The sequence below is a fragment of the Thauera sp. WH-2 genome, assembly GCF_048321015.1.
Classification (GTDB): domain Bacteria; phylum Pseudomonadota; class Gammaproteobacteria; order Burkholderiales; family Rhodocyclaceae; genus Thauera.
In genome coordinates this window covers 13893-29984 of the sequence record NZ_JBLWFG010000012.1, presented here as the reverse complement: position 1 = coordinate 29984, position 16092 = coordinate 13893, and the positions used below count along the sequence as shown (strand labels likewise).

General features: G+C 66.9%; 11 protein-coding genes and 1 tRNA gene. 3 read left to right on the top strand and 9 right to left on the bottom strand.

The features are described 5' to 3' along the window. Positions 1-76: 76 nt before the first annotated feature. From ACNKW1_RS14945 to ACNKW1_RS14905, 9 genes are all read right to left on the bottom strand, one after another. The gene (locus ACNKW1_RS14945; protein WP_277080000.1) at positions 77-406 is read right to left on the bottom strand and encodes a DNA-binding protein; all 330 of its coding nucleotides are present in this window, start codon (positions 404-406) and stop codon (positions 77-79) included. Between the two features lie 548 nt (positions 407-954). Next, a tRNA-Ala gene (locus ACNKW1_RS14940) sits at positions 955-1030 on the bottom strand. Between the two features lie 109 nt (positions 1031-1139). After that, on the bottom strand, positions 1140-2252 hold the full coding sequence (locus tag ACNKW1_RS14935; RefSeq protein WP_418365394.1) for an L-threonylcarbamoyladenylate synthase: 1113 nt from the start codon (positions 2250-2252) through the stop codon (positions 1140-1142). Between the two features lie 10 nt (positions 2253-2262). Further along, positions 2263-3432, bottom strand: a complete 1170-nt coding sequence (locus ACNKW1_RS14930; protein ID WP_418365393.1) for a 5-(carboxyamino)imidazole ribonucleotide synthase — start codon at positions 3430-3432, stop codon at positions 2263-2265. 10 nt (positions 3433-3442) lie between these two features. Next, positions 3443-3934: a 5-(carboxyamino)imidazole ribonucleotide mutase gene (purE, locus tag ACNKW1_RS14925; RefSeq protein ID WP_418365392.1), complete on the bottom strand. Its 492-nt coding sequence runs from the start codon at positions 3932-3934 to the stop codon at positions 3443-3445. A 10-nt stretch (positions 3935-3944) separates the two neighbouring features. Next, positions 3945-4820, bottom strand: a complete 876-nt coding sequence (folD, locus tag ACNKW1_RS14920) for a bifunctional methylenetetrahydrofolate dehydrogenase/methenyltetrahydrofolate cyclohydrolase FolD (RefSeq protein WP_418365391.1) — start codon at positions 4818-4820, stop codon at positions 3945-3947. 71 nt (positions 4821-4891) lie between these two features. Further along, complete coding sequence (locus tag ACNKW1_RS14915; RefSeq protein ID WP_418365390.1) at positions 4892-6634, bottom strand: potassium/proton antiporter; 1743 nt, start codon at positions 6632-6634, stop codon at positions 4892-4894. 132 nt (positions 6635-6766) lie between these two features. Continuing rightward, a complete protein-coding gene (locus tag ACNKW1_RS14910) occupies positions 6767-7405 on the bottom strand; it encodes a response regulator transcription factor (RefSeq protein WP_418365389.1) in 639 nt (212 codons plus the stop codon). After that, positions 7380-10088 carry a PAS domain S-box protein gene (locus ACNKW1_RS14905; protein WP_418365388.1) on the bottom strand — a complete coding sequence of 903 codons (2709 nt, stop codon included), beginning with the start codon at positions 10086-10088 and terminating at the stop codon, positions 7380-7382. Before ACNKW1_RS14905 ends, ACNKW1_RS14910 begins: the two co-directional genes overlap by 26 nt. Positions 10089-10374: 286 nt before the next feature. Between ACNKW1_RS14905 and ACNKW1_RS14900 the strand changes: the two genes are divergently transcribed. The 3 genes from ACNKW1_RS14900 to aceF all read left to right on the top strand — a co-directional run bounded on the left by ACNKW1_RS14900 (position 10375) and on the right by aceF (position 16082). Further along, a complete protein-coding gene (locus ACNKW1_RS14900; RefSeq protein ID WP_418365387.1) occupies positions 10375-11535 on the top strand; it encodes an ABC transporter substrate-binding protein in 1161 nt (386 codons plus the stop codon). A 181-nt stretch (positions 11536-11716) separates the two neighbouring features. Then, a complete protein-coding gene (aceE, locus tag ACNKW1_RS14895) occupies positions 11717-14398 on the top strand; it encodes a pyruvate dehydrogenase (acetyl-transferring), homodimeric type (protein ID WP_418365386.1) in 2682 nt (893 codons plus the stop codon). 16 nt (positions 14399-14414) lie between these two features. Continuing rightward, positions 14415-16082: a dihydrolipoyllysine-residue acetyltransferase gene (gene aceF / locus ACNKW1_RS14890; RefSeq protein ID WP_418365385.1), complete on the top strand. Its 1668-nt coding sequence runs from the start codon at positions 14415-14417 to the stop codon at positions 16080-16082. Positions 16083-16092 lie beyond the last annotated feature (10 nt).

The window sequence follows — 16092 nt, the reverse complement described above, 5'->3', positions numbered from 1 at the left end:
CCGGCGCGGAAGGGGCGAGGGTCGGAAGGGCAGGCTGAGGACAGCTCGCCTTTCTCTCGATCGTGGTTCGCATTGCTCAGGCCCGTGCGGACGATGAGACTCCTCGACCGGTGGCAGACGCCTGGAGCTGCCGCTGCCGGGCGAGTTGCTCCGCCTTGGTCGGACGCCCGCGTCTGGGCTTGTGATCGTCGAACGCGACGGTCGGCCGCTGGGGCGGGGCCACGCCCTCGACGTGCTCGGCGAGCCAGTTTTCGACGTCCTCGACACGCCAGAGCAGGCGCTTGGTGCCAGGTAGCCGGCAGATTGGCGGAAGGGACTGGGGATTGCGGGTGGCGTCGCTGCGGATGCTGGCGACGGATTTGTGCAGGTACTGGGACAGCTGATCTACGGTCAGAAGGGCCTTCATGGGCGAACGTCTCCGAAACCGACCGGCCGAAGCCGGTCATGTCGGATGAGTCCGCGGTTCCGTATCCAGCTCAGTTGACCGGAGATTTACGCCCAGTGCCACTGCAGCCAACTTAGCAACAAGCCAAACACGGCGGGGTTATCCCCCATGGTGCCCTCGCTCTCCTGGGGAGCGCAGCCAAACCGGCCTCATCACAACATCCGGCGGGGCGCTACCAGGCGATGCCTGTCGGCATCCTTTCCTACCTATCCTCCGATCCGCTTACGGAGGCGGCCGCTGAACAGTCCGTGGCTTTCGCTTATTGGGCAAGGTTCAGCTTGCAAGGCCCCTTGTACCCTTTGCTTTTTTCTCGAAGCCGTTCACAACGTCCTCAGCGCGAGTGACGCTATCCTACAACGCGTTATTGCGCAGTGTCACGCAGTGCATGACTGTGGCAAGCCCAGTCTTTGCCACAAATTTGCCACACTGAGTTCGCAAAAACCTGCCATACAAAGCAAAACAGCGCATCACACTGCAAAGTGTAATGCGCTGTTTTTACTATGAATTCTTGGTGGACCGAAGGAGGATCGAACTCCCGACCTCTGCATTGCGAACGCAGCGCTCTCCCAGCTGAGCTATCGGCCCTGAAAGAGCGCGCATTATAGAGAGCAGACGATCGAAATGGAAGCCCCGTCCCTGCTTCCCGTGGAAGCTCCACGACCTTTCCGCTGCGACCGGCTGAGGGGGCTCGTGCCTAAGTCTCAGCGGCGCCCGAGCCGACCGCCGCGCGGCCCAGGCGATCGGCAACCGCGCGCCAGCCGGGGCCGCCGGGGAGCGCTTCGATCAGGATGAAGTCGGCGCCAAGGGCGTCGAGGGCGCGCAGGCTGGCGTACAGGCCCTGCGCATAGGCGGCGGGATCGGCCGACAGGGTGCGCCAGGTCAGGCGGGCGTCGTGCGGATCGGCGGTCGAATGGGCGAGGACGGTGACGCGACTGCCCTCGCCCGCGAGCGCGACGGCCTCATCGACGAGCAGCGCGGGCTCGACTAGGCACAGCGGCGTGCGCGGGGCGTAGTGGGCGGCCAGCGCGCCGGAGACGCGCGGGGCGGAATCGGCTGTGGCAGACGCGACCGCGCCCGTGGCCCCGCCGCCGGCAAGCTCTGCACGCCCCTGCTCCGCCGCTGTCGCATCGATCTCCGGCTGCGCCTCCCCCCGCACGCGCGGCCAACGGCCGATGACGCGGGCGATGTCCTCCGGGCCGATCGCGCCCGGGCGCAGGATCTCCGGCACGTCCCGCGAAAAATCCAGGATGGTGGATTCGATGCCGACCTCACAGGCGCCGCCGTCGAGGATCATGGCCACCCGTTCGCCCAGCTCTTCATGAACATGCGCGGCAGTAGTCGGGCTGATGCGGCCGAAGCGGTTGGCGCTGGGCGCGGCCAGGCCGCCGTCAAAGGCGCGCAGCAGGGCAAGCGCGACCGGATGCGAGGGCACGCGCACGCCGACCGTGTCCTGGCCACCGGTCACCTCGTCGGGCACCTCGGGCGTGCGCTTGAGGATCAGCGTCAGCGGGCCGGGCCAGAAGGCGCGCGCGAGCGCGAGCACATCCTTGGGGATGGCAGCGGCCCACTGCGGCAGGTGTTCGGCCGAGGGCAGATGCACGATCAGTGGGTGGTCGGCGGGGCGGCCCTTGGCGACGAAAATCTTCTTCACCGCCGCTGGGTCGAGCGCGTCGGCGGCCAGCCCATACACCGTCTCGGTGGGCATGCCGACGAGCTCGCCCGCGCGCAGCAGGGCGGCCGCCTCGGCGATCGCGCCCGGCGTGGCGGATTCGATGCGGCCGCGCGGCTTGGCCCCGGTATTGCTCATCGCCGTGTGCTCACTCGTCGCGGATGCCGATCGCGGCACGCGCAGCCAGCGCTCGCTCGAGCACCGCGACGGCATCATCGCCGGTCACCACGAAGTGGCCCATCTTGCGCCCCGGGCGGGCGTGATGCTTACCGTACAGGTGCAGACGCAGGCCGGGCACGGCGTGCAGCACCGACCAGTCCGGCTCGCGGTAGGCGCCATGGTTCTTTCCAGCCTCGCCCTCGCCGTCCTCGTACCACAGCTCGCCGAGCAGATTGACCATGACCGCCGCCGAGTGCTGGCGCGGCATTGCCAGTGGCAGGCCGCACAGCGCCCTCACCTGCTGCTCGTACTGGCTGACGTCGCAGGCGTCGATGGTGTGGTGGCCGCTGTTGTGCGGGCGCGGCGCCATTTCATTCACGAACAGCTCGCCGCGGCAGACGAAGAACTCCACGCCCAGGGTGCCGACGTAGCCGAGCCGCTCGGCGATGCGCTCGGCGATCTCCTGCGCATTGTCGCGAAGGCAGGCGGAGGCACGCGCCGGCGCGATGGTCACGTCGAGGATGCCGTTGCGGTGACGGTTCTCGCCCGTCGGGAAACTGCGCACGTTGCCCGCCTCGTCGCGCGCCAGCACCACCGACACTTCGTAGTCGAGCGTCAGCATCTTCTCCAGCACGCAGGGCTCGCCCTTGAAGTGCTGGAACGCGGCCACCGCCTCGTCACGGTCGGCGACGCGGGCTTGGCCCTTGCCGTCGTAGCCGAAGCGGGCGACCTTGAGGATGGCGGGGAACAGGCCGGCGTTGGCGTTGCGTACGTCGTCCTCGCTGCGAATGACCGCGAAGGGGCCGTGCGGCAAATCGTTGTCGGCCAGGAAGGTCTTCTCGGCGATGCGGTTCTGGCACACCGCGACCGCGCTCGCCGCCGGGTGTACCGGGATGAACTTGGTCAGGTAGTCCAGCGTGTCGGCGGGGACGTTCTCGAACTCGGTCGTCACCGCGGCGCATTCGCTACCCAGCGTGTCGAGCGCGACGTAGTCGTCGTAGGCGGCGACCAGGTGGCGGTCGGCGATGAGACCGGCGGGGCTGTGCGGGTCGGGGTCGAGCACCCAGACCTTGTAGCCCATCTCGTGCGCGGCCGAAACGAAAAAGCGGCCGAGCTGGCCGCCGCCGAGCATGCCAAGGGTGGCAGGCGGGAGGATCATGATGCGGCTCTCAATCCAGGGTCATGTCGAGCACCGCCTGGGTCTGGCGGGCACGGAAGTCGGCGAGTTTCTGCGCCAGCGCGGCATCCTCGACCGCGAGCAGCGCCACCGCGAACAAGCCCGCGTTGGCCGCCCCCGCCTCGCCGATGGCGAAGGTCGCGACCGGGATGCCCTTGGGCATCTGCACGATGGACAGCAGCGAATCCTGCCCCGACAGCGCCTTCGACTGCACCGGAACGCCCAGCACCGGCAGCGTGGTCTTTGCTGCGACCATGCCCGGCAGGTGGGCCGCGCCGCCCGCGCCGGCGATGATCGCCTTGAGCCCGCGACCGCGCGCGGCCTCGGCATACTCGAACATCAGGTCGGGCGTGCGGTGGGCGGAGACGACCTTGGCCTCGAAGGCCACGCCGAAGTCTTCCAGCATCTTCGCGGCCGCCTTCATCGTGGGCCAGTCGGAGTTGGAGCCCATGATGATGCCGACGACGGGTTTGGCTTCGCTCATCTCGCTGTCCTTACTTGCCACAGGCACGCGCGGTGCGCTCGGCGGAAATCACGGTGTTCTCGAGCAGCATGGTGATCGTCATCGGCCCCACGCCGCCTGGCACCGGGGTGATGGCGCCGGCCACGGTCTTGGCCGACTCGAAATCCACGTCGCCGCACAGCTTGCCGGCGTCGGGTCCGTCCTGCAGGCGGTTGATGCCGACGTCGATGACGGTGGCGCCCGGCTTGATCATGTCGCCGGTGACGAAACGCGGCTTGCCGATCGCCGCCACTAGGATGTCGGCGCGACGGGTGTGGAAAGCCAGATCCTTGGTCTTGGAATGGCAGACGGTGACGGTGGCGCCGGCGTTGGTCAGCAGCATGGCCATCGGCTTGCCAACGATGTTCGAGCGCCCGATCACGACGGCCTCGGCGCCCTGCACCTGCGTGCCGGTGCTCTCGAGCATCTTCATGACGCCGTGCGGCGTGCAGGGGATGAAGGCCTCGCGGTTCTGCGACAGGCGGCCGACGTTCTCGGCGTGAAAGCCGTCAACGTCCTTCTTGATGTCGATGGCTTCGAGCACTGCGGTTTCGTCCAGATGCTTCGGCAAGGGCAGCTGTACCAGGATGCCATGCACCGACGGGTCGGCGTTGAGCTCGGCGAGCTTCGCCATCACCTCGTCCTGAGTGGCGTTCTCGGGGTAGTCGAAGCGCAGCGAGCGGATGCCGGCCTTCTCGCAACCGGCGACCTTGTTGCGCACGTAGACCGCCGACGCCGGATCTCCTCCGACCAGGATGACCGCCAGGCAAGGTTGCACACCACGCGCCGTCAATGCTGCGGCACGCTCAGCGATTTCGCCACGGACCTGCACGGAAAGCGCGTTGCCGTCGATGATGCGAGCGGTCATCGGTAGAGCCCCTGAAAAAGAGCAGGATTTTACAGCATTGGAGCCCCCCGGACGCGCCCCGACCAACCGCTTCAGCGCAGGCTGACGGGCGCGGGGCACTTGAGGCCAACCGAGGTCAGGGCGCCGGCCTCGCTCATCTCGCGCACAGTGAGGGTGAAGGCACCGATCTGCACACGGTCGCCGACGACCACTGCGCGGCCGAGCCGCTGAAGCAGCATCTGCCCCACCGTGAGCGTGCGCTCGCGCGCGTCGATGCCGAGCCCGTAGGCGTCGGCCAGATCGCCGGCAAGGCACTCGGGATCGACGACGAATTCGCCGAAGAAGCTCGCATTCGCGCCGAGGTTGCCCCCCATGCCGCCGAACATACGCGCGATCCGGTCCGCCACCTCATCCGGTGCGATGAACCACACCGAATCCCCGGGGATCAGCCGCGTCTCCACGGTGAGTCGCTGCAATGCCCCGCCGCGCACGAGCGCGACGCAGCGCACGTCGATCCCCTCAAACTCGGCGCTGATGTCGTCCGGATGCTGCCCTTCGGCACGCGAGCCCGCAACCACGCCGTACTCGAGCAGATCCACCGCAGCTTCGTCACCCACCCACACCTCGCGCTTGTCGCGCGGCTCATCACGCGGCGGCACCTCCACCTTGAGCCAGCGCGCCGCCATCGGCACCGTTGCGCCCTGCACCAGCAGGGACAGCAGCACCACCGCGAAGGCGACGTCGAAGAGCAGGCGGGACTCCGGCACCCCCATGACCACCGGCACGATGGCGAGCACGACCGGCACCGCCCCACGCAGCCCCACCCAGCTCACGTAGGCAAGCTCGTTGCGCTTGTATCGGAAAGGCGCCAGACCGATCACGACCGCCAGCGGGCGCGCGACCAGCATCAGGAACACCGCCATCGCGACGGCCTCCGCCGCATGGTCAAACAGCTGGGACGGCGTCACCAGCAGGCCCAGCACCACGAACATGCCCGCCTGCGCCAGCCAGGCCAGGCCGTCCATGACGCGCAGCACGTGCTCCGTCGCATGCGAGCGCCGGTTGCCGACCACCACCCCGGCCAGATACACCGCCAGAAAGCCGCTGCCGTTGAGCAGATTGGTGGCAGCAAAGACCAGCGTTCCACCGGAAAGGATCAGCAGCGCATACAGGCCTTCGGGCAGCTTCAGCCGCGCCATCAGTCGCGACAGCACCCAGCCCCCCGCAAGCCCGAGCAGTGCGCCGAGGCCAAGCTGGCTGACCAGCATCCATACGAAGTCCTTCACGCTCGCCGTCTCTGGCTGCAGCAGCGCACCGACGAGCGCCGTGACGAGCAGGATGGCCATCGGGTCGTTCGCGCCGGACTCGATCTCGAGCGTGGCCTGCACGCGCTGGTTCAGGCGCACGCCGCTGTTGCGCAACAGGGCGAACACCGCCGCCGCGTCGGTCGACCCCACGATGGCCGCCAGCAGCAAACCGAGCCGCCAGTCGACGTCGAGCAGCCAGGTGGCGAAGATGCCCAGCAGCCCGGCCGTGCCCACCACGCCCCAGGTGGCCAGTACTGCTGCAGGCTTGAGGCCGACCCGGAAGCTGCTCACCCGCGTGCGCAGGCCGCCATCGAGAAGGATCACCGACAGCGCTGCCTGGCCGATCATGGAGGCGAAGAAGAAGTCCTCGAATACGATGCCGCCCGGCCCGTCGCTGCCGGCCAGCATGCCGACGCCGAGGAACAGCAGCAGCAGCGGCAAGCCGAGCCGCGCCGAGATCGTGCTGGCCAGCACGCTGATGAACAGCAGCAGGCCGGTGAGGAGGAAGAGAGCGTTGATTCCGGTCATTCTGAATCTTGTGTTGTTGGGGCGGTGCACAGGGCACCGCACGGACAGGGCCGGAAACGCGCCCGTGACAGCGTGCGCGCACGCTGGCGGGCACGCCCGTCAGCGCAGTACCCAGGCGCCCTCTGCGGCAGGTCAGCGCACCACGGCGCCCGGTTCGAGTGAAACGATGTTCTGCACCAGTTCGGCCAGCGAGTGCGCGCCCATCTTCTCCATGACGCGCGCGCGATGTACCTCGACCGTCTTGATGCTGATGCCCAGAACATCGGCGATCTGCTTGTTGAGCTTGCCGACGATGATCAGGTCTAGCACCTCGCGCTCGCGCTGCGTGAGCTGCGCGAGCCGGCGCGCGGTTTCCGCCTCCTGCTGCCGCTTCCCGCGCGTTTCGCTTTCGAGCTTCAGGCACTGTTCGACCAGGCGCAGCATGTCCTGTTCGCCGAAGGGTTTCTCGATGAAGTCGACCGCACCCTGCTTGAGCGCCGAAACGGCCATCGGCACATCGCCGTGGCCGGTGATGAAGACCACCGGCAGCCCGCAGCGTCGTCGCTGCAGCTCCTCGAACAGTTCGAGCCCACTCATGCCCGGCATCCGCACGTCGAGCAGCACGCAACCGGTCATGCCGTCCGTCAGCCCGACGAGGAAGGAATCGGCCGACGCATGCGCCGCAACCGTGTAGCCGTTTGCCTCCAGCATCCAGACGAGAGAGTCGCGAAGGGCTTCGTCGTCATCGACGACATGAACGATCTGATCAGGCGCTGCGGGCAATCCGCTCACTGGAAGCCTCCGTCGGCAGGGTAAACGCGAATATGGTACCGCCTTCGGGGTTCGCGTCGACAATCAGTCGCCCATTGTGGAACTCCACGATCGAGCGGCAGATGTTCAGCCCCATGCCCATGCCATCGACCTTGGTGGTGTAGAAGGGGGTGAATAGCTGCCGCCGCCCCTCCTCCCCGATACCGTGCCCGCGATCTACAACGGCCACCTCCAGCGCCGCGGGTCCGAACTCACGCACGCGGATGACGAGCACCCGCTGCGCCCTGGGGGTATCGAGCATCGCATCGATCCCGTTGCGGATCAGGTTGAGCAGCACCTGCTCGATCATGACGCGATCAGCGAAGGCGGGCGGAAGGCCGGGTTCGATCTCGGTCTGGATGCGCGTACCGGTGCGTCGGGCGTCGATGTCGGCAAAGCCCAGCGCATCCTCGAGCACCTCACCCATGTCCAGCGGTGCACGCCGCGGCTCGCTCTTCTTCACGAACTCGCGCACGCTGCGGATGATCCTGCCCGCGCGCTCGGCCTGGGCTGCGGCCTTCTGCATGGCCGCCAGTACGTCTTCCGGCCGGGCCTTGCCCGACTGCAGGCGCGTTACCGAGCCGGAGCAGTAGTTTGCGATCGCGGACAGCGGCTGATTGAGCTCGTGCGCCAGCGTGGACGCCATCTCGCCCATGGTGATCAGTCGGGCGGTGCGCTGCAGCCGCTCCTGCTGCTGGCGCGCCAGCTCTGCGGTCTGCTTGCGGTCGGTGATGTCGGTGGCGATGCCCATGCGCACCACACGACCGTCCACCCAGCGTGTCGCGCGCTCGCGCACGTGGTACCAGCGCCCCGAAAGCGGATGCTGCAGCTCGCCATCGAAAAGCTCGCGCGGCACATCGGCCTGCGCCAGTGCGCGCGGGTCAGCGCGATAGTCGCCCCGCTCGGGCTGGGGCACGCCCACACCGGGAACGGTGCGCCCCACGGCATCAAAGCCGTGGATGCGCTTGAAGGCGAGGTTGGCGAAGAGGATCTCGTCCGTGCGCGCATCGGCCACGAACACGGCTGCATCGAGTCCGTCCAGCACCGCCTCGAAGCGCTCGTGCGCGGCTTCGAGGGCTGCGCGCACGCGCTTGGGTTCGGTAATGTCGGTGATCGAAGCCATCCAGCCGGTCTGGCGCCCGGTCAGGTCGATCAGGGGCGAAAGATAGAAGCGGGCATCGAAGCGCTCCCCGTTCTTGCGCCGGATGCGCATCTCGAAGCCGCTGCGCGGCGCCTGGCCCGACAGCGTCAGCGCCAGGTTGCGCTCGCAGACCTCGCGCTGCTCCTCCGGCCAGTACGGAAACGGGGGCTCGGCCCCGATCAGCTCCGACTCCTCGAAGCCGAGCATGCGGCAGAAGGCCGTGTTGGCATAGATGATGCGCCCACTCAGGTCGATGGCACGCAGGCCAGTGATGACCGAGTCCTCCATCGCCTTACGAAAGGCCGACTCCGCGCGCAGCGCGTCTTCGGTCGCCTTGCGTCCGGTGATGTCGTGCGCGACGGCATACACCAGCCCCTCATCACGCACCGGGTTGATGCTCCACACCAGCCACTTGTAGCTGCCGTCCGCACAGCGGCAGCGGTTCTCGAAGTTGACCGGCTCACCATCCATCAGTCGCCGCAACATGCCGAGTGTCTGCGCCACGTCTTCCGGGTGAACGTGATCGATCAAGGCGCGCCCGGGCAGCGTCTGCGGGTCGTGGCCGAGCACCCGCTCGAAGGCGGGGTTGCAGCGCCGGAAACGACCTTCCAGATCGACCACGCATAGCATGTCGAGCGAAAGATTGAACAGGCGGTCGCGCTCCTTCTCCACCTGCACGCGGCGCAGGACATGTCTGCGCAGCATCCACAGACTCCACAGCACCAGCATCGACAAGCCGACGATGAGGACCGGCGGCAGCACCCGCGCAGCCGTACCGCCGGCGGGAAAGGCCATTGCCTGGAGCGCCATGCCGTTGCCCGGCGGCGCAAGCGGAAGTTCCAGTGCGATGTGGCGGTCTTGCGCCGGAAGCGCCGAACTCAGAGCCAGCACCTCCCCCTCCGCATCGACGACCGCAAGGCGGTATTTCTCCGCGAACCAGTCGGGCACCAGCCGAGTGACCATGCGCTCGACCGAGTAGACCGCGAGGATCACACCCAGCAACTCGCCCTGGCGCTGGACGGGTGCGAACGCCTCGAGCTCCGCGCCCAGCCCTTCGCGCACATGCGGGCGCCCGTACGCTAACCGAAAGGACAGCGCGCTCTGCTGGAAGCCCTGTACATGGGCGTCACCGAGACGCTCACCGGCCAGCCAGTCCTGGGTATCGAAGGGTGCCGACCAGCGGACGATCTGATCGCGCCCCACCCAGACGATGTTCGTGAGTGCCGGATTCAGCGCGAGGTGCTCGTTGGCGCGCAACTGGAAGGCATCGTGATCGAGCGTACCGGCCGACAGGTCACGCGCGAGCTGGACGAGGAACTCCTCGGTGCCGAGCATGGTCCGGCGCACGGACTGCTCGGTCCATTGCAGGTCGCGCGCGAGGGCCTCGCGTTCGATGCCGGTTTCGCGCGATTGCAGCAGCGCGACCAGCGCAAGCATGGAAACCGCGAACAGGGCGAGGGCAATATGGGGAACGGCCCAGTACCAGCGTGGCGGCGCGGCCGGGGAGGATGCTGGCGATTGCATGGGCGGATTGCAGCGACGGGGCCACCGAAGGTCGGGTGCCGGATTCTGGTCGATCCGGCGTGCCTGCCGTCATCCGGTGTAACCCTAACGCGCCATCCTTTCGTCATGCCCGGGAGAGGCCTCCCGGTTCGACCGTCGGGGTTTTCGCCAAGTTGTCGATGCCCGCGCCCCTGCCTACAGTGAGGCCATGAACGCGCACTTTGCGCCGCGTCGGCGCGCCCTCCTCCGCATGCTGCTTCTCGCGCCCTGCGCGGCGGTCCAGGCAGCATCGGCACAGGCGCCCGACATGAGCGGCTGGCAACGCCCGGCGAGCACCACCCAGCGCGCGAGGCTGCGCATCGGGGTATCCGGTCCGTTTTCGGGACCTTCCTCACCCATGGGCCTGTCGATGCGCAACGGCATACGCATTGCGGCGGCGGAGATCAATGCGAACGGCGGCGTGCTCGGTCGCTACGTGGAACTCGTCGAGCGTGACGACGAAGCCAGCAACGAGCTCGGGGCCCTCATCGTGCGCGACTTCGTCAATCGCGAGCGCGTGGTGGCGGGCCTCGGCATCGTCAACACCGGGGTCGCGCTTGCCAGTCAGCGTCACTATCAGACCGCACGCATTCCCGTGATCACCTCGGTCGCCACCGGCTCGCTGATCACTCGCCAATTCCAGCCACCGGCGTTTCCGGAGAACTATGTCTTCCGTGTCTCGGCCAATGACACCCTGCAGGCCGAGGTGGTCGTGGAGGAGGCCATGGACCGACGCGGGCTCACTCGTCTGGCCATCCTGCACGACGCCACCAACTATGGCGTGCTGGGCAAGGACGACCTCGAGCAGGCGATCGGGCGTCGCGGGATCGCACCGGTCTCGGTCGAGCGCTTCCAGCTACGCCAGACCGACATGCGGCCACTGCTCGAGCGCGCCCGCACCGCCGGCGCACAGGCCTTGCTCACCTACGGCATCGGCCCAGAGCTGGCGCACATCGCCAATGAGCGTGCGCGCATGGGCTGGGCGGTGCCGATCATCGGCAGCTGGACGCTTGCGATGTCCAACTTCATCGAAAGCGCCGGCCCCAATGCCGAGGGCGCACGCATGCCGCAGACCTTCATCCAGGTCGCGCGCAACCCGCGTCAAGCCGCCTTCCTCGACGCTTGGAAAGGGCTCACAGGCACCTCGCGCATCCCAGTACCCCCGGCGGCAGCGCAGGGTTACGACTCCATGCTCCTGCTCGCCGCTGCCATCCGCCAGGCCGACAGCACCGAGGGCCCGCGCATCCGTGAGGCACTGGAGAGCCTCGAGGCCGCGGTGGAGGGCGTAATCATGACCTACCGCCGCCCCTACTCGCCGGACAACCACGAAACCCTGAACGCCCCGCGCCAGATCCACCTTGGCGAGATCCGCAACGGGCAGGTCGTTTTTGCACGCGAGGCCATCGTGGAGGACAACCCGCCCCCTTGAGCGCATGCGCGGCAGACACGTGCATTTTGCGCTCCACGAAAAGTGATTGCACAATGCGAAAACACGTTTTATATTTCGAAAAGTTGGCCGTGCAGCCGTCGGCATGGTCGCGCCTGCAAGCAAGAAAACGTCCGCCCTACCGGGCAGGCATCCTTCACTGAACGTCATGAGGAGACAAACCATGACCGGAATCAGCAACGTTCTCCCGCAAGCCGACACGGATGCGCAGGAAACGCAGGAGTGGCTGGAAGCCCTCGCCGCCGTCGTCGAACACGAAGGCCCCGAGCGTGCTCACTATCTGATCGAGAACCTGATCGCCACCGCACGCCAGGAAGGCGTGAACATCCCCTACTCGGCCAACACCGAATACATCAACACCATTCCCGCCGAGCAGCAGCCGCCCTACCCGGGCGACCCGGACATGGAGATCAAGATCCACTCCTACATCCGCTGGAACGCAATGGCGATGGTGGTGCGGGCGAACAAGAACACCAACGTCGGCGGTCATATCGCCTCCTTCGCTTCGGCAGCTGCGCTCTACGACGTGGGTTTCTCGCACTTCTGGCATGCACCCTCCGAGCAGCACGACGGCGACATGATCTTCTTCCAGGGCCACTCGGTCCCCGGCGTCTATGCGCGCGCCTACATGCTCGGCCGCCTTTCCGAGGAGCAGATGGACAATTTCCGCCAGGAAGTGGGCGGCAAGGGCATCTCGTCCTACCCGCACCCCTGGCTGATGCCAGACTTCTGGCAGTTCCCGACCGTGTCGATGGGTCTCGGCCCGCTGTGCGCGATCTACCAGGCGCGCTTCATGAAGTACATGGCCAGCCGCGGCATGATCGACGCCGCCCGCGCCGAGCAACGCAAGGTGTGGGCCTTCCTCGGTGACGGCGAGACCGACGAGGTCGAGTCGCTCGGCGCCATCGGCATGGCCGCGCGCGAGAAGCTGGACAACCTGGTGTTCGTCATCAACTGCAACCTGCAGCGCCTGGACGGTCCGGTGCGCGGCAACGGCAAGATCATCCAGGAACTCGAATCCGAGTTCCGTGGCGCGGGCTGGAACGTCATCAAGGTCATCTGGGGCACGGCCTGGGATGCGCTGTTCGCCCGCGACAAGAAGGGCATCCTCAAGCAGCGCATGATGAACGCCTGCGACGGCGAGTATCAGACCTTCAAGGCCAAGGACGGCGCCTACGTACGCGAGCACTTCTTCAACACGCCGGAGCTGAAGGCGCTGGTGGCCGACTGGACCGACGACCAGGTGTGGCAGCTCAACCGCGGCGGCCACGACCTGTTCAAGATCTTCGCCGCCTACAAGGCCGCAAGCGAGCACAGGGGCCAGCCCACGCTGATCCTCGCCAAGACCATCAAGGGCTTCGGCATGGGCCAGGCGGGCGAGGCGATGAACATCTCGCACCAGCAGAAGAAGATGGACATCGACGCGATCCGCCGCTTCCGCGATCGCTTTGGCTTGCCGGTGCCCGACGACCAGCTCGAGGAGCTGCCCTACCTGAAGTTCGCCGAGGACTCGGCCGAATACAAGTATCTGCTCAAGCACCGCATGGATCTCGGCGGCTTCCTGCCGCAGCGCCGCACCAAGGCTGCGCCGCTGGCCGTGCCGGGGCTGGACGCCTTCGCCGCACTGCTCAAGGCCTCGGGCGAAGGCCGCGAACTCTCCACCACGATGGCAGTGGTGCGCATCATGAATACGCTGCTCAAGGACAAGCAGATCGGCAAGCACGTCGTGCCGATCGTGCCCGACGAGAGCCGCACCTTCGGCATGGAGGGCATGTTCCGCCAGTACGGCATCTGGAACCAGGAAGGCCAGAACTACGTGCCCGAAGACCATGACCAGCTCATGTTCTACAAGGAGAGCAAGACCGGCCAGGTCCTGCAGGAAGGCATCAACGAAGCCGGCGCGATGGCCGACTGGATCGCTGCGGGCACGGCCTACAGCGTGCACAACGTGCAGATGATCCCCTTCTACATCTTCTATTCGATGTTCGGCCTGCAGCGCACGATGGACCTGTGCTGGGCGGCGGCCGACCAGCGTACCCGCGGCTTCATGATCGGCGGCACCGCCGGGCGCACCACGCTGAATGGCGAAGGCCTGCAGCACGAGGACGGCCACAGCCTGATCATGGCCAACATGATCCCCAACTGCATCAGCTACGACCCCGCCTTCCAGTACGAAGTCGCGGTGATCGTGCAGGACGGCCTGCGCCGCATGTTCGCCGAACAGGAGGACGTGTACTACTACATCACGGTGATGAACGAGAACTACGAACATCCCGAGATGCCGGCCGGCGCCGAGAGCGACATCCTCAAGGGCCTGTACCTGTTCCGCAAGGGTGCCGAGGCCAAGGCCCCGCGCGTGCAGCTGATGGGTTCGGGCACGATCTTCCGCGAGGTGATCGCTGCTGCCGAATTGCTCAAGACGGACTGGGGCGTGGAGTCCGACATCTGGGGGGCACCCAGCTTCAACGAACTGGCTCGCGACGGCCACGAGATCGAGCGCTGGAACCTGCTGCACCCGATGGAAGAGCCCCGCAAGAGCCACGTTCAGCAGAAGCTCGCCGGCTTCGAGGGCCCGATCGTCGCCGCCACCGACTACATCCGCATGTTCCCCGAGCAGATCCGCTCGCAGCTCGACCGCAACTACGTAACGCTGGGCACCGACGGTTTCGGCCGCTCCGACACCCGCGAGCAACTGCGCCACTTCTTCGAGGTGGATCGCCACTGGGTCACACTGGCTGCGCTCAAGGCACTGGCCGACGAGGGCGCGATCGCCCGCGACAAGGTGGCCGCAGCGATGGTCAAGTACAAGCTCGACCCGTCCAAGCCGAACCCGCTGTCGGTCTGAGCAAGGAGTCAAGAACATGAGCCAACTCATTGAAGTGAAGGTTCCGGACATCGGCGACTTCGACGCCGTGCCGGTGATCGAGCTGTTCGTGAAGGTCGGCGACACCATCGCCGTCGATGACGCGATTGCGACGCTGGAATCGGACAAGGCCACGATGGACGTGCCCTCCTCGGCCGCCGGCGTGGTCAAGGAGATCCTGGTCGGCATCGGCGACAAGGTGGCCGAAGGCACGGTGCTGATCAAGGTCGAGGCGTCGGGCGCTGCCGCTGCAGCCCCGGCACCGGCTGCCGCTGCACCTGCGCCGGCCGCGGCGCCTGCGGTTGCCGCCGCACCTGTCCCGGCGGCTGCCCCCGCTGTCGCCGCCGGTGGCGTGGTCGACGTGAAGGTGCCGGACATCGGCGACTTCGACGCCGTACCCGTCATCGAACTGTTCGTGAAGGTCGGCGACACCATCAAGGTCGATGACGCCATCGCCACCCTGGAGTCCGACAAGGCGACGATGGACGTACCCTCGTCCGCGGCGGGGGTCGTCAAGGAAGTGCTGGTCAAGGTCGGCGACAAGGTCGGCGAAGGCAGCGTGCTGTTGAAGGTCGAGGCCGCAGGCGCTGCCGTGGCCGCCGTTCCGGTCGCCCCTGCCGCTGCCGCAGCAGCCCCGGCCGCCGCACCCTCGCCCGCCCCGCTGGCCGACGGTGGTCCCGCCGCCAGCGCCCCGGCGGCGATGCCGGCTGCCGCGCCGTCCGCCGTCAAGGTAGGCGGCAAGGTGCACGCCAGCCCCTCGGTGCGCGCGTTTGCCCGCGAACTGGGCGTCGATCTGGGTCAGGTCAAGGCCACCGGTCCGAAGGGCCGCATCCTCAAGGAAGACGTCGCTGCCTTCATCAAGGGCGCGATGACAACTGGCGTGGTCCCGGGCAAGACCCCGGCGGCTGCCGCGGGTGCTTCCTTGGGCGGCGGTCTGGACCTGCTGCCGTGGCCGAAGGTCGACTTCGCCAAGTTCGGCGAGGTCGAGGTCAAGCCGCTGTCGCGCATCAAGAAGATCTCCGGCCAGAACCTCGCCCGCAACTGGGTGATGATCCCGGCGGTGACCTACCACGAGGATGCCGACATCACCGACCTGGAAGCCTTCCGGGTGCAGATGAACAAGGAGTACGAGAAGTCGGGCAAGAAGCTCACCATGCTCGCCTTCATCATCAAGGCCTCGGTACGCGCGCTGCAGGAATTCCCCGAGTTCAACACCTCGCTCGACGGCGACAATCTGGTCTACAAGAAGTACTTCAACATCGCCTTCGCGGCCGACACCCCCAACGGCCTGGTCGTGCCGGTGGTGAAGGACGCCGACAAGAAGAGCGTGTTCGAGATTGCTTCTGAGACCGGCGCGCTGGCCAAGAAGGCGCGCGACGGCAAGCTCGGCCCGGCCGACATGTCCGGCGCCTGCTTCACGATCAGCTCGCTGGGCGGCATTGGTGGCACCTACTTCGCCCCCATCGTCAATGCGCCGGAAGTCGCCATCCTCGGCGTCAACAAGTCGGTGATGAAGCCGGTGTGGGACGGCAAGCAGTTCGTGCCGCGCCTGACGCTGCCGATGTCGCTGACTGCGGACCACCGCGTCATCGACGGTGCGCTGGCCACCCGCTTCAACGTGTACCTCGCGCAACTGCTGGCGGATTTCCGCCGCGTGATGCTGTAAGGAGATCGCC

Bases quoted from the DNA above. Each gene is read 5' to 3' on its own strand.
- ACNKW1_RS14905 (WP_418365388.1), bottom strand. From the start codon at position 10,088: ATGCAATCGCCAGCATCCTCCCCGGCCGCGCCGCCACGCTGGTACTGG.
- ACNKW1_RS14915 (WP_418365390.1), bottom strand. From the start codon at position 6,634: ATGACCGGAATCAACGCTCTCTTCCTCCTCACCGGCCTGCTGCTGTTC.
- aceE (WP_418365386.1), top strand. From the start codon at position 11,717: ATGACCGGAATCAGCAACGTTCTCCCGCAAGCCGACACGGATGCGCAG.
- ACNKW1_RS14935 (WP_418365394.1), bottom strand. From the start codon at position 2,252: ATGAGCAATACCGGGGCCAAGCCGCGCGGCCGCATCGAATCCGCCACG.
- ACNKW1_RS14900 (WP_418365387.1), top strand. From the start codon at position 10,375: ATGAGCGGCTGGCAACGCCCGGCGAGCACCACCCAGCGCGCGAGGCTG.
- aceF (WP_418365385.1), top strand. From the start codon at position 14,415: ATGAGCCAACTCATTGAAGTGAAGGTTCCGGACATCGGCGACTTCGAC.
- purE (WP_418365392.1), bottom strand. From the start codon at position 3,934: ATGAGCGAAGCCAAACCCGTCGTCGGCATCATCATGGGCTCCAACTCC.
- ACNKW1_RS14945 (WP_277080000.1), bottom strand. From the start codon at position 406: ATGAAGGCCCTTCTGACCGTAGATCAGCTGTCCCAGTACCTGCACAAA.
- ACNKW1_RS14930 (WP_418365393.1), bottom strand. From the start codon at position 3,432: ATGATCCTCCCGCCTGCCACCCTTGGCATGCTCGGCGGCGGCCAGCTC.
- folD (WP_418365391.1), bottom strand. From the start codon at position 4,820: ATGACCGCTCGCATCATCGACGGCAACGCGCTTTCCGTGCAGGTCCGT.